Raw genomic sequence first — 13,858 nt, 5'->3', positions numbered from 1 at the left:
TGGGGGCGCGCCGGCCTGGCCCTGGCCGGCGCGCTTCGTCAGGCCGTCGTACCGCCATCCACGGGCAGGGCGGCGCCGGTGATGAAGGAGGCCTCGTCCGAGAGGAGGAACAGCGCCGCGTTGGCGATCTCCTCCGGCCGCGCCGGGCGGCCGAGCGGGTTCACGGCGCCGCGCTTCTTCACCAGCGCCTCCACATCCGCGCCAGCCGTCGCGGCCTGGTCGGGGCGGGCGACGAAGACGCGGAGCATCGGCGTGTCCACGCTGCCCGGGCAGACGGCGTTGCAGCGGATCCCCTCCGGCGCCAGCCGCTTCGCCAGGGCCCGCATGAAGCCGACCACGCCGAACTTCATCGCGGAATAGACCGGGCTGAACACCGATCCCTGCAGGCCGGAGGTGGAGGCCGTGTAAAGCAGGGACGCACCGGCCCTGCCGCGCAGGTGCGGGATGGCGGCATCGGTGGTCGCCATGATCGTGCGAAGATTGAGGTCGATCGCGAGGTCCAGGTCGTCCCGTGGCAGGCCCTCCACCACGGAGGGGCCGGGATGGCCGACATGGTTCCACACGAAGTCCAGCCCGCCGAAGGCCGCAACCGTGTCCTCGACGATGCGGCGGGAGAAAGCGTCGTCCCGCAGGTCGCCGGGAAGGCCGATGGCGCGCCCGCCCGCCGCCTCGATCTCCGCCACGGCAGAGGCCACGCCCGCCGCGTCGCGATCGACCACGGCCACCGCCGCGCCTTCCCGCGCGAAGCGCAGCACGCCCGCCCGCCCCATGCCGGACGCGGCGGCGGTGACGAGCCCGATCTTGCCCTGCAGCCTCATGGTGCCGTCCTCTCCTTTGCCGCCGCGCGGACCCGGTCCAGCACCGGCTGCAGGAACTCCGCGAAATGCGCGTAGTTCTCGCTCATCGGGAAATGTCCGAGGCGGGACATGATCGTCACCTCGCTGCCGGGGATGTGCCGCGCCGTCTCCCGCGTCGCCTCCGGCGAGCAGGAATAGTCGTACTCGCCCGTCAGCAGCCACACCGGGCACTGTGACGTGTCGATCATCGCCAGCCGGTCGCGCAGGTCGCCCTCGGCCTTGTAGAAGTGCAGGTCGCCGCGGAACACGCCGGGGCCGCCCTGCATGTAGTGCCACAGCGTCTCCCATCGCTCGCCCTCCGGCGATTGCGGCGCCATGAGGCCGGAGACGATGCCGGCGCAGACCTCGCCACCGTGCACGTCCGGCCGGTGAGTCCACTCCGTGTCGTAGTAGGGATCGACGTGGGAGGAGGATTGCAGGCCGATCACGCCGCCCAGGCGCGCGCCATGCGCCGCGGCCAGTTCCAGCACCACGCGCCCGCCGATGGAGCAGCCCATCACCACGGGCCGGTGCAGGCCGAGCGCTTCGGAAACGCCGAGGATGGCCTCTACATAGGCGGCGGTGGTGAGCTTGTACTCCTCCCTCCACCAGCCATCGGGCGGGGAGGACTTGCCGTGCCAGGGGAGGTCGAAGGTGATGCAGCGGAAGTGCTGCGTCACCGCCGCGTCGTTCAGCAGCCCGCGCCACTGTCGCGTGTCGGAGCCGGCGGTGTGCAGGAGGAGCAGCGGGATCCCCTCACCCGCCTCCTCGACATAGATGCGGTGCGGCTGGCCGCCGAGGGTGACGGTGATGTAGCCGCCGCGGATCGGTTCCATCATGCCGCGCTCTCCGAATGCGCGCCGCGCAGGCTGGCGAGCGCGGCCTTGAACCACAGCAGGTGGCTCATGAAGGGGTGCAGGTTGCCCTCCAGCCGCAGCTCCCGGCCGCGCACCAGTGCCATCAGGTCGTGCCGGCCGGGTGGCGGCTCCGGCGAGAGGAAGTCGCGCCACGCCGCCGGCTCGATGCGGATGGCCAGCGTCCAGGAGGGCATGACGAAGGGGCCGCGGCGGATGGATTCCACGGCGCCGTCGCGCAGGCGAAGCAGCCATTCCTCGGCACCGACCGCGAGCATCACGTCCGCGTCCAGGAAGCGCCCCCAGCGGCGCAGCATCGGGTCGTCGTTCACGAGCCCGGGCAGGTCTTCCGGCGTCATGACGGCACCATGGCGCAGCCCGCGCCCTGCATGGGCCGGAAGGCCTGGTCGGCGGGTATGGTGCGGGTCGTGGCGTAGTAGTCCCAGGGTCCCTTGCTCTCCTCCGGCGTCTTGACGCGGAAGAGGTACATGTCGTGCACCTTGCGGCCATCGGCGCGCACGGTTCCCCGCCCGAAGAGCGGGTCCTCCGTGCCGTTCGCCTTCATCCAGCCGACCGCCGCGCGGCCGCTGGCATTGTCGCCGAGCGCGTCGCGGGCCTTGAGGTAGTGCATCACGGCGGAATAGCCGCCGGCGTGGATCATCCCCGGCTTCTGCCCGCCCATCTGCGGCGCGAAGCGGGAGGAGAAGGCGCGCGTGCCCTCGTTCATGTCCCAGTAGAAGGCCTCCGTCAGCGCCAGCCCCTGCGCCGCCTGCAGCCCGAGGGAGTGGACATCGGCGATCTGGAACAGCAGCCCCGCCAGTCGCGTGCCGCGCCGGGCGACGCCGAACTCCGCGGCCTGCTTCACGCAGTTCACCGTATCCGTGCCGGCATTCGCAAGGCCGATCACCTTCGCCCGGCTCGCCTGCGCCTGCACGAGGAAGGAGGAGAAGTCCGTGGTGCCGGGAAAGGGGGTACGGGCGGTGCCGAGGACGCGGCCGCCAGCCTCCTTCACGAAGCCCGCCGTATCGCCTTCCAGCGCGTGGCCGAAGGCGTAGTCGGCGGTGATGAAGAACCAGGTGTCCGCACCATCCGCCACCAGGGCGCGCCCGGTGCCGGCCGCGAGGGACCAGGTATCGTAGGTCCAGTGCACGTGGTTCGGTCCGCAATTCGCGCCCGTCAGCGCGGCAGTGGCGGGGCCGGTGAAGAGAGCGACCTTGTCCTTCTCCGCCACCAGCCCGCCGATGGCGAGGGCGACGGAGGAGACGGGCACGTCGAGAATGGCGTCCACGCCCTGCCGGTCCAGCCAGTCCCGCGCCATGGAAAGGCCCACATCCGGCTTGTTCTGGAAATCCGCCTGGATCACCTCCACCCGCAGGCCCGGGCGGGCGCGCATGAAGTCCTCAGCCGCCAGCTTCGCGCCGACCACCGATCCCTGGCCGGTGTTGGCGGAATAGGGGCCGCTCATGTCACTGAGCACGCCGATCCGCACGTTGCGCGAGGGCTGCGCCCGCAGGGCGGGTGCCGCGAGCGCCGAGGCCATGGCCCCGCCGCCGATCAGCAGGGATCGCCTGCCGGTCCGGGTGATCATACTGTTCTTTCCTCCCTTTTTCCTGCGGCCGTTCAGGCCTGCAGCACGCGCTTCACGGATCGCTGTCCCTGCCGAGGCGGATCACGGCGTCCACGGCCATGACGCCGCGTCCCTCCGCCAGGACCATCAGGGGGTTGATCTCGCACTCCACGACATCGCCGCGCTCGGCGAGGCGGGAGATGGCGACGATGGCGGCGGCCAGGGCCTCCATGTCGCCGGGAGGGCGGCCGCGATATCCCTCCAGCGCGCGCAGGGCGCGCACCTCCGCGATCATCTCCCGCGCCGCTCCGTGATCCACCGGGGCCAGGCGGACGCTGCGGTCGCGGTAGATTTCCGTCAGCACGCCGCCGGCGGCCAGCAGGATGATCGGCCCCACCTGCGGGTCGCGCCGGTAGCCCACCAGCACCTCGCCGAGCGGCTTCGTCATGGCCTGCACCAGCACGCGATCCGCGCCGAGCCCCGGACGGTGCGCGGCGACGCTCTCGACGATGCGGCCGGCCGCCTCGGCCAGCGCGGCGTCGGACGCCACGCCCAGCACAACGCCACCGAGGTCCGACTTATGGAGGATGTCGGGGTGCAGGACCTTCACGGCGACGGGATAGGGGAAGGGCAGTTCTTCCCGCCCCGCGCTGGCGGCCGGCAGCGCGACGCAGGGCGCGTGCGGCACGCCGAGCGCGGCCAGCAACTCATAGGCCTCGGCCTCGTCCAGCATCCGCCCCTCCCCGCCCGCCGGGATGGGTGCAGCAGCGGGCCGGGGCTCGCGGCGCGCGAAGGCGGCGGCGATGGCGTCGGCGCAGGCCTCCGGCGTGCGGAAGACAGGCACGCCGGCCTCGGCCAGCATGGCGATCGCCTGCGGCGCCTCCGGCACGCAGAAGGAGGCGATGTGGGCGCTACCCCGCGCGGCCTCCAGCACCGGCTGCACCGCGAGTTCCGGCTGGAAGCGGGAGGAGGAGCCGGCCACCGCGACCACCAGGTCGTATTCGGGCGCGGCGAGCAGCGCGTCCAGCGCCGCGCCCATGACCTCCGGCCTTACCCCGGCCAGGGTGAGGTCGAGGATCCGCCCATGGCCCGGGTCGATACCGGCCGCCGCCAGCCGCGCGCGCGTGGCCTCGGCCGGACCTTCCACGGACACCCCGCGCATGCCCAGCCCGTCCACCACCATGGCCGCCCCGCCGCCCGTGGTCGTCACCACGCCCACCACGGGCTTGCGGGCGCCCGCCTTGCGGATGGGCAGGCGGCGCAGCAGCGCCGGGGCTTCCAGCAGACTTTCCAGCGTATCGACGCGGGCGATCCCGCAATCCCGCAGGAAGGCGTCCGCCACATCGTCCTCCCCGGCCAGGGCGCCGGTGTGGGAGACCGCGAGCTCCGCCGCCTCCGTGCTGCGCCCGAGCTTGTAGGCGACCACCGGCTTGCCGCGCGCCGCCGCGCCGGCCGCGAAATCCCGCAGCGCACTGGCGCCGCGGAGCGTCTCGAGGAACAGGAGGTAGGAGGTGATTCGCGGGTCGTCGAGCGTGGCGGCGCAGATGGAGCCGAGGTCGAGATCGACCTCCGCCCCTACGGAGACGAGCCCCGCGAAGCCAAGCCCGCGCCCCCGCCCGCGCGAGAGGATGGCGCCGATCATGCTGCCGCTCTGGGACGCGACGAAGGCGCCGCCCAGCGGCAGGTCCGGCTCTGCGAAGGCGGCATTGGCGGTCAGCACCATGCGGTGGTGCAGGTTCACTAGGCCGATGCTGTTGGGCCCGAGCAGCCGCGTTCCCGTTCCGCGCAGGCTCTCGCGCAGGGCATCCTCCCGCGCCGCGCCCTCGGGCCCGGCCTCCGAGAAGCCGCCGGCCAGCACCGTCACGGCGGGGATGCCCAGGCGGGCGCATTCCGCCACCGCCGCCATGGCGCCCTCGGTCGGCAGCAGCACGAAGGCGTGGTCCGGGCATTCCGGCAGGGCCGAGAGGCTAGGGAAGGCCTGCTCGCCCATCACCGTCTCGCGCCGGGCGATCGGGTAGACCGTGCCGGCGAAGCCGCCCGCGCGCAGGAAGCGCAGCGGCCGGGAGGCGGTCTTGGTGATGTCGTCGGAGGCCCCGACGATTGCGATGCTTCGCGGCGAGAGCAGGGCGGCGGGCGCGGAGCGCATGGCCTATTCCGCCGCCCGCGGTTCACTCGGGTTCGCGGGCTTCGGGGGGCGCTGGGAGAAGCGGCGGCCGAAGACCTCCTCGGCCAGCCTGTTCTTCATCATCTCGATCGAGCCGCCCGCGATCATCCAGCCACGGCAGCGCCGCATGCAGTATTCCACGAGCGATTCCTCGGAGAAGCCGGTGCCGCCCATGATCTGGATGGCCTCGTTCGCCGCATGGAACCCCGCCTCGTTGCAGGCGAGCTTGGCGAGCGTCGTCTCATAGGCGGAAGGCAGGCCGCGATCGGCGTTGACGGCGGCGCGGTAGAGCAGGAGCTGCGCCGATTCCAGCTTCAGTGCCATTTCCGCGAACTTCCATTGGATGCCCTGGAACTCGCTGAGGGTGCGGCCGAACTGGCGGCGCGTGGCGGCGTGCTCCTTCGCGCGCTCGAAGGCGTAGCGGCCCACGGCCAGCGACCGCGCCGTGTTGCCCACGCGCTCCGCGTTGAAGGCGGCGATCTGCTTCTTGAAGCCGCCCGGGCCGAGGAGGAGGTTCTCCTTCGGCACGCGGCACTCCTCGAAGTAGAGCGCGCTCCACTCCTCCCCGTTTAGGAAGAGCGAGGGCTGGCCGACGGTGAAGCCCGGCGTGCCGCGCTCGATCAGGATGGAGCCGATGCCGTCGATCCCCGGCCCGAAGCGGAGGTAGATGAGGTAGAGCGAGGCCTCCGCGCTATGGGTGCCGAAGACCTTTGAGCCGTTGACGACGTAGTCATCCCCGTCCAGCCGCGCGGTCGTCCTCAGCTCTGTCGCGGCCGATCCCGCCTCCGGCTCGCTCATCCCGAGGGAGATGGTGTTCCGCCCGGCCAGCAGGTCCGGCAGCCACTTCGCCTTCTGCTCAGGCGTCGCGTACTCGGCAAAGGTGCGGATCGGGCCGAAATTGCCGGCCTGGACGACGTCGGCGCTGCGGGGACAGACGAGCGCCACCTGCTCGATCGCCAGCACCGCATCCATCAGCGTGCCGCCCTGGCCGCCATCCTTCTCGGGGATGGTGATGCCCAGCAGGCCCTGGGCGGCCATGAGTTCCGCCACGTCATAGGGAAAGCCCGGCGTATGCGCGCGCTTGAGGGCACCGGCCGCCAGCTTCTCCTCGGCGAAGCGGCGCACGGAGGCGGCAAAGATCCGCTGGTCCTCTGTGAGGTTGAAATCCATGCCCGCCTGTTTCCGCCCGAGATGCCGTTCGTGTTGGAGTGCATGCTGCCCCGGAATGGGGGTGGGCGGGAGCCGACGGCTCTTTATGCCGTCATGATGTTTTGTTATGCCTGATGCTTGTGTCTGAGGAGGGCCGGATGGCCATGCCGGCGCCGCCCTTCAATCCGCTGCACGTCTTCACCGTGGCCGCGCGCCTCGGCAGCTTCACGCGCGCGGCCGAGTTGCTCGGCGTCTCCCAGGCGGCCGTCAGCCGCCAAGTGGCGGTGCTGGAGGGCTATCTCGGGACGCGGCTCTTCCAGCGCGAGCGGCACGGCGCCGCACTGACGCCGGAAGGGCGGATGCTGCAGGATGAGCTGGGGCCGGCCTTCGAGCGCATCGCGGCCGCGGCGGAGCGGGTGCGGCGGGAAGCCCGGACGGCGCCGCTGCGGCTGCGGGTCTACAACACCTTCGCGGCCAAGTGGCTCCTGCCCCGCCTGCACCGCTTCGAGGCGGCCCATCCCGGCATCGCCGTGCGGCTGAGCCATATCGTCTCGCCCGTGGACTTCCGGCGTGACCCGGTGGACCTCGCCATCCAGCTCGGCGACGGCAAATGGCCCGGGCTGGGGTCGCGGCTGCTGCTGCCGGATGTGCTGCAGCCCGTGTGCAGCCCCCGCCTGCTGGAGAGCGGCCCGCCGCTGCGCGAGCCCGGTGATCTCCCGGGACACCGGATGCTCGTCTCCCGTTACCGCCGCAGCGATTGGCGGGACTGGCTGGCCGGGATCGGGCGACCGGACCTGCTGCGGGAGGGGATGGAGTTCACCAGCTCCGTCCTGACCTATCAGGCGGCGGTGGAGGGGCTGGGTGTGGCGATCGGGCAAATGGCCTTGCTGAGCCAGGATGTCCGGGCGGGGTTGCTTGTTCCGCTTTTCGATCTGCCGGTCCGGCGAACCCTGGCGTATCACGCCGTCTGGCCGGCGGACCGGCCGCCGGACCGGAAGGCGCAGGCTTTCCTCGACTGGCTGGGCGAGGAAGTCGGCGCGGGCTCGGCAGGAGCCGGTTGCGTTCCGGAGCAGGGGTGAAGCGCCCGTGCCAGCCGACGGCACCCCAGGGTCGGGCGGAACGGTCCCGATCCAATCCGGCGTCCCGCCGGAAGGGCCGCCGTTCCCGGCGCATCGCTCAGGAATCGCGCGCCAGGTACTCCCAGGAGTAATCGGAGGCCAGGGCTTCCAGAATCGCCGAATGCCCGACGATGAGCCAGTGCCGCAATCCAGGTTCCGCGTTGGCTGTCTCTGCTCGCCAGTCTGACTGGTGAACTTCGTACATGCCGGGATCGGGGCAGAGATTGTCGGCTTCCCAGCGCTGCCGCGGAGTGCGCCCCGCTTCGTCGCGGTCTCCGGGCTGGGCGATTCCGCTGAAATCGAACTGTCCCGGTTCGGGGAGTGGTTCCCGCGACAGCTGCGGCTGCACGCGGCAGCCTCCGAAGCGGCGGAAGGTCACGAGCACCGTTCGGTACCCGGCCTCGTTGAAGGCCGCGTCCTCCGTCTCGCCCGCCTCTTCAAGCCGCGCGATCTCCGCCTCCGCCACATGCGGCCCCAGGAAGACCCGCAGGGATGCGGAGAGACCCTCCTCCGTTGCGTGCACGCCGATGATGCCGCCGGAGGGGGAGATTTTCCAAGGAACTGGCAGGGCCGCCAGCCGGTTCGCACCACTCGTCATCAGGGCAGCCTCACGACATCCAGGATCTTCGTATCGTTCGGCCCGGGCGTGATGGGAATAGCGGGGCCGGGCATGCCGAACTTCTCGCCGCGCTGGCGCAGCGGCGGTTCGTCGAGCCGCTCCAGCAACTTGCTCGTCGAAGGTGTCTCAACCACCTTCGTCGGCTCCATGCCGGCCATGCTCAACGCCGCGAGCGTCCGATTGCTCTCGGCGATCTTCTGGCCTGTCTCGGGATGGGTGAAGAACGTGACCGGCAGCTGGTCCGGGTGCAGGCGCCCAGCCTTCAGGTCCTCCGCAACATCCTTCAGGGCGCGACCGCGAATGAAGTCCGGCGCGTCGGACCCGACATCCCGGAAGGTGGAGCTGATGCGGCGCTGCCCGAACAGGATGTCGCAGGCAAGGCCATAGGGATCGATCCAGGCCCAGGGGTTGGGCGCGTAGACATACGGATTCTCGCCGGCCGCGAGACCCAGCGGGTCCAACGAGATGAACTGCCCGACCCAGGGGTCGTAGTACCGGAACCGGTTGTAGTGAAGCCCCGTCTCCGCGTCCGCATACTGGCCCTGCAGTCGCAGCGGCGCCGCATCGGCAGCGTCCCCTTCGGCTTCCCCCCAGGCGCGATAGCGCGCTTCCCAGGCCACCCCGCCCAGTGTGTCCAGCCACGCCAGCGGGCACCCGTTGGGATCGTTCTGCGCGAGGTGGAATACCCCCTGTGCCGGCCCGTCCGGCTGCACGGAGACCGCGGCCATCGGAACGAAGCTGCCGGGCGCATAGAACCAGTGCTGCTCCCGTCGCGATGCTTCCGCGCATCTCTCCTCGGTGCGCACCTCACCGATGAGGCGATCCCCATCCCACAGGAAGCGCGTCAGGGATCCCGCCGTCCTCTTGCTGATCCGCCGGCCGAGAGCGTCGTAGCGATAGGTCGTAACGTGGCCATCCTGCTGGCTCTCGACCAGCCGCCCGTTGGCGTCCCAGGAGAACCGCTGCCGTCCCCTGGACCCTTCGCGCGCCACAAGGTTGCCGCAGGCATCGAAGCCGTAGGCCTCTCCGTCCAGCTCGGCGGCGCGGACAACGGCGGGATCGATTCCCGCAAGCGCGCCAGACCCGGTATCCCGCAGGCGATTGCCCGCCGCGTCGTTCGCATAGGCATCGCGCTGGCCGGACGGCGCGACGTGCTCCACCAGCTGCCCTGCTGCATCATAGGCGTAGCGGTCCACGCCCAGGCGGGAGTCCTGTCGCTCGATCAAGTTGCCGGCTAGGTCATAGGCGTAGGATTGCCCGAAAGCCTCGCCGCCGGCCGGCATCACCCGCTGGTCCATGATGCGGCCGAGCGGGTCGCGCGCGTAGCGCCGCCGCAGCCCGTCACCCAGCGCGTCCGCAACGGGCCAGCCCAGGGCATTCCGCTCGATCCGCAGGGCCGGATGCTCATCGACCGCCAGCAGCGAGAGACGGCCGAGCGGATCGTACGCGAAGCGCGCCTCGTGGGCCGACCCGTCACCCTCCCCGATGCGGCTGCGGGCCGCCAGAAGGTTGCCGGCCACGTCGTAGTCGCGCTCCACGCCGTGCCAGTCGCCCTGCGTCTCGGATATCAGGCGGCCATTGGCGTCGAAGCGCCGCTCGATCCTGGTCTCAGCGTTCTCGGCGGCAACGAGCCGGCCATTTCCATCATAGGCGAAGTGAACCGCCGAGGTCCCGCCGGAGGCCTCCGGATCGGGCAGCAGCTTGCGCAGCACGCGGCCGACGCCGTCCGTCTCGTAGCGGATCAGCCCCCCGAGCGGATCGCGGCTCGCCTTCAGGCGTCCGGCCGGTGTATAGGCGTATCGTCGCGTTCCCCCCCAGTAATCCCGCTCCTCCACGACCTGCCCGAGCGCATCCCGGCGGAAGTGATGGGTCCGGCCGAGCTGGTTCGTGACGCTGACAAGCCGACCCTCCGTGTCGTAACCGTAGGACACGGCCAGACCATCGGGCTGGATGCTGCGGGACATCGCGCCCAGGCCGACATACTCGAAGCGGGCGATGCTCCCGTCGGGGCCCTGCCGTGCGACGAGGTTGTCCTCCGGATCGTAGGAGAACCCTGTCGCGCTCCCGTCCGGTGCCGTCAGCCGGACAAGCCGCCGCCGCGCATCGTAGTGGTAGGCCGTGACCTGGCCGAGCGCATCCTCGCGCCGCACGAGGTTGCCGAGGCCATCATACCCGAAGCGGGTGACGCCACCGGCCGCATCCAGGACCGCCGCCAACCGGCCCTGGTCGTCATACTGGAACCGGGTGCGCCCGCCCAACGGGTCCTGGCAGGACATCAGGCGCCCGCGGCCATCATGTTCGTAGCGGCTCTCGTCGCCACCGGGGCCGCGCTGGAGAAGCGGCAGCCCGCTATCGTCGTACTCGCGCTCCCATGCCGCGCCGTTGCCATCGACGACCCGCACCGGCTGATCCTGCTCGCCGAATTCCATCGCGATGGTGGTCCCGTCGGGACGCGCCATCGCCAGCAGGTTCCCCCGCGCGTCATAGGTGTAACCCGCCCGCAGGCCGTCCTGGTTCACCACGGCCGAGGTTCGCCCTGCCGCGTCGTACTCATAGATGGTCACGCCACCAAGGGGATCGAGTTCCCGGATCGGCAGGCCGCGCTCGTCGAAGCTTACGAGCGAGACATGGCCGAGCGAGTCGGTGATCCTGACCTCGCCCGCGCCCTCGAAATAGGTGAAGCGATAGTCGAGCAACCCGCCATCACCCCAGGCGCGCACCGCGCGCCAGCCCTCCCCCGATCGGTCATAGGCGTAGTGGAAGGACAGGCCGTTGCGATCGCTGTGGCGTAGCAGGCGGTGCTGGTCGTAGGTGAAGCGAAGCGGCTGGTTCAGGGCGTCCTGCGCCTCCACCAGGTTCCCTGCGTCATCCTGGACGTAGCGGACGAAAACGTGCTGCCCCTCTCCCGGCAGCCGCAGCGAGAGTTGGCGGATGGTTCCGTCCGGTCCGTTCTCCACTTCGACCCGCTGGCCCGTCGCCGTGCTGCGGATGCCGACAAGGCGCCCGCCCTCGCGCTCGAAAGACAGTGCGTTGCCGAATCGGTCGGTGATGCCGGCAAGGGGAACCTCGACCGGCGCGTGCCGCCCACGGGGAAAATGAAAGCTCCTTCCGTCCTTCAGCCGCACATGCCAGGCATCGCCGGCATCGATGAGCCGCGCGCCGTCCATGATCTCCAGCACGGCGCCGGCCTCGCCAGCGGACTTCGGCAGGCCATCGAACAGGGCCGATCCGTACTCCGGGTGATAGAAGGCGACGCTGCCGTCCCCGGGGTCCACCGACAACCGGGAGTCGGCGGGGCACTCCCAGCCGTAGCCGCATGCGCCGCGCCTGTGCCGCTCCGAGGCATAGCGGCGCGTCCAGTGGAGCGGCAGAGGACCAGGCAGGACGAAATCCTCCTGGTCCAGGATGACCTCGCCGGTGGCGATGTTCACCGGCTCGGCGCGCAGGACGCTGCATTTCAGGAAACCCGGGTTGAGGTGGCCGAACTTCGCCTTCCGCCAGTCCCGGAAGCGCTCCGCCAGCCCCTGCGCGAACTTCGTCTTGCCGAGCTTACCCAGCCCGGCGAAGCCCACCTTGAACGCCATCCCCATGAGCGAGATGGTCGGCGGCCCGCCGACGAAGACGTTCGTCGGGATTGCCAAGTTGTTGACCGTGGGCAGCGTCATCACCCGCGGCCCGCCCTTGCGCTTCGGGCGGGGCGGGCTGGGCATGCCCACCGCCTGGCAGGCCAGCACGGGAACGCCGAGGAAGGACAGGGGGTCGCCGTCCGCCACCACGGTGGCGCTGCCCATGAAAAGCTCGTCGTCCTTGTCCGGCAACTTCGGTGCGAAGGGAAACCCGGGCGGGATGTGCACGGCTTGGCCGGCCGTGCCGGCAACGGCGCGCTTCATGCCGCAAACCGTCACCGTGGCCCCGAAGAAGGGGACGTAGTCCATCGGGTCGAAGACGACGGACATGTGCGGCGTCGGCAGCGGCACCGGAGATGGCGAAGGTGGAACGACGCAGAGATGGATGTCCACCCCGATCTGCGGGTCGCCGTGCTTCGCGACGGGGATCATGACCCGGCCGCCCCCTCCACCCCGAGCGGCCAGGCCGGGCCGAGCAGCGCGCGCCCAGCGGCAAAGGCCTGCCGGAACGCCTCTGTCCCGCCTGCCACGAGGGCCTGGAGGCGCGCTTCGGCCTCGGTCCCGTCGGCAGCGCGGCGCAAGGCCAGCTCCTTCTCGACGGCCGCGAAGACCTCCGGCCCGGTCGTGCGCTCCAGTTGCGTCGCGCGGGCCTCCGCCGCTTCCAGCACTGCGTCGGAGCGGGCGGCCGCCTCGGCCCCCACCGCCTCCAGCGCCGCCATCCTCGACGGATCGAGCACCCGGAGCATGGCGCTCGCGGCGACCGGCAGGGTGGTCATCCCCCGCACCTCCGGGCGCAGGCGCGCACCGGTGTCGAGCGCGCGGCGGCCCCGTTCCAGCGCCCCCGCCGCATCCTCCTGGCGGGCGTGGCAGAAGGCGCCCATCCGCATCGCCTCCACGGCCAGAAGGAGGTCGGGAATCCGGAGCGCGATCTCCGCCGCCTCGTCGTAGCAACGCGCGGCCTCTGCGGGGCGACCGGCGGCGAGATGCGCGCCGGCCTCACCGAACCGGGCCTGGATCAGGAGCTTCTGGCCGGCGGGATGCCCGGCCTGCACCGCCCGGCCCGCGGCCTCGTCGGCGACGCGATAGGTGCGGACCGCCTCGTCAAACCGGCCTTCCTTCAGCTGCGCCCCAGCGACCAGCACAGCGATCGCGACCTGTTGGTCATCCCAGCCCTGGCGCTTGGCGAAATCGAAGGCATCGGCCGCCTTGGCACGCACCACGGCGGCGGGCGCCTTCTCCACCAGAGCCACGAGGGCCATGAGAAGGTTGCGGAATACCCCCGCGGGCCCGACCGTCACCTCCTGCGCGAAGGTCTCCTGCGCGAGGGCCAGCATGTCCACGGCAGGCGAGAGGAACTGGATTCGCGGATCGCCCGCGCCGGCCAGCGCCCGGAGACGCGGCTGCTCCAGCGGATCCGTGACGACGAGGCGCAGCCGCTCCGGCATTTCCGATGCCAGGGCGCGGCGAAGCCAGCCGCCGAAAGCCGCGTCGTCCGAGACCTCCGTCGGCATCAGCACGGCGGCGAGGTGGCCGATGTGTCGGTGGTACCGTGCCCCGAAGGAGCGCAGGGCCTGCACGAAGCCCCAGGCGGAGTCCGGCAGGCCGTCGGGATCAAAGTCCCAATCCGCCGCGATGCCTTCCCGTGCCAGATCATCCTCGCTCGCCGCGTAGATCCCGGCCAGAGCGGCCTTAAGGGCGCGGGAGTACTGGATGGAGTGTTCGAAGGGTGCCTTGAGGACGATGCAGAGATCGCGGGTCGTGTACTCCGCCTCGTGCTTCTGGGCCTCGAAGAAGCATTCGACGAGCCGGATTGCCGCGCCCGGAGCCTCCCAGACCAGAAGGCGCCTCGCCGGATCGCCGGTGAACTCTTCCCAGAGCGCGCGGAGATCAAGGAGCCGCCGCTCCACCGGGTTGAGGGCCACCGC

At 70.9% G+C, this 13,858-nt stretch carries 10 protein-coding genes; 1 reads left to right on the top strand and 9 read right to left on the bottom strand.

The features are described 5' to 3' along the window. Positions 1–38: 38 nt before the first annotated feature. From J5Y10_RS03315 to J5Y10_RS03290, 6 genes are read right to left on the bottom strand one after another with little or no spacing between them, the layout of a single operon-like run. On the bottom strand, positions 39–818 hold the full coding sequence (locus J5Y10_RS03315) for an SDR family NAD(P)-dependent oxidoreductase (protein ID WP_209370688.1): 780 nt from the start codon (positions 816–818) through the stop codon (positions 39–41). Next, complete coding sequence (locus J5Y10_RS03310) at positions 815–1,675, bottom strand: alpha/beta fold hydrolase (protein WP_209370686.1); 861 nt, start codon at positions 1,673–1,675, stop codon at positions 815–817. The genes J5Y10_RS03315 and J5Y10_RS03310 overlap by 4 nt, the downstream gene beginning before the upstream one ends. Next, positions 1,672–2,049, bottom strand: a complete 378-nt coding sequence (locus J5Y10_RS03305; protein WP_209370684.1) for a hypothetical protein — start codon at positions 2,047–2,049, stop codon at positions 1,672–1,674. Before J5Y10_RS03305 ends, J5Y10_RS03310 begins: the two co-directional genes overlap by 4 nt. Then, positions 2,046–3,278, bottom strand: a complete 1,233-nt coding sequence (locus J5Y10_RS03300) for an ABC transporter substrate-binding protein (RefSeq protein WP_209370682.1) — start codon at positions 3,276–3,278, stop codon at positions 2,046–2,048. Before J5Y10_RS03300 ends, J5Y10_RS03305 begins: the two co-directional genes overlap by 4 nt. A 52-nt stretch (positions 3,279–3,330) precedes the next feature. After that, positions 3,331–5,403: an acetate--CoA ligase family protein gene (locus J5Y10_RS03295; protein ID WP_209370680.1), complete on the bottom strand. Its 2,073-nt coding sequence runs from the start codon at positions 5,401–5,403 to the stop codon at positions 3,331–3,333. A gap of 3 nt (positions 5,404–5,406) precedes the next feature. Further along, entirely contained in the window at positions 5,407–6,591 is a 1,185-nt protein-coding gene (locus tag J5Y10_RS03290; protein WP_209370678.1) for an acyl-CoA dehydrogenase family protein, read from the bottom strand. 137 nt (positions 6,592–6,728) lie between these two features. Here J5Y10_RS03290 and J5Y10_RS03285 point away from each other — a divergent pair, with 137 nt between their 5' ends. Further along, entirely contained in the window at positions 6,729–7,649 is a 921-nt protein-coding gene (locus J5Y10_RS03285; RefSeq protein WP_209370676.1) for a LysR substrate-binding domain-containing protein, read from the top strand. Positions 7,650–7,746: 97 nt separating this feature from the next. Here the strand turns inward: J5Y10_RS03285 and J5Y10_RS03280 are convergent, their stop codons facing one another. From J5Y10_RS03280 to J5Y10_RS03270, 3 genes are read right to left on the bottom strand one after another with little or no spacing between them, the layout of a single operon-like run. After that, complete coding sequence (locus J5Y10_RS03280) at positions 7,747–8,286, bottom strand: hypothetical protein (protein ID WP_209370674.1); 540 nt, start codon at positions 8,284–8,286, stop codon at positions 7,747–7,749. Next, a complete protein-coding gene (locus J5Y10_RS03275; RefSeq protein ID WP_209370672.1) occupies positions 8,286–12,365 on the bottom strand; it encodes an RHS repeat-associated core domain-containing protein in 4,080 nt (1,359 codons plus the stop codon). Before J5Y10_RS03275 ends, J5Y10_RS03280 begins: the two co-directional genes overlap by 1 nt. Next, entirely contained in the window at positions 12,362–13,855 is a 1,494-nt protein-coding gene (locus J5Y10_RS03270; RefSeq protein WP_209370670.1) for a hypothetical protein, read from the bottom strand. The genes J5Y10_RS03275 and J5Y10_RS03270 overlap by 4 nt, the downstream gene beginning before the upstream one ends. Between the last annotated feature and the right edge of the window lie 3 nt (positions 13,856–13,858).

Origin of the sequence: Roseomonas indoligenes, from assembly GCF_017813365.1 — a bacterium.
Lineage (GTDB): Bacteria > Pseudomonadota > Alphaproteobacteria > Acetobacterales > Acetobacteraceae > Roseomonas > Roseomonas indoligenes.
Note: the sequence above shows the minus strand (reverse complement) of the source record. Positions and strands in the feature narration are given on the sequence as shown.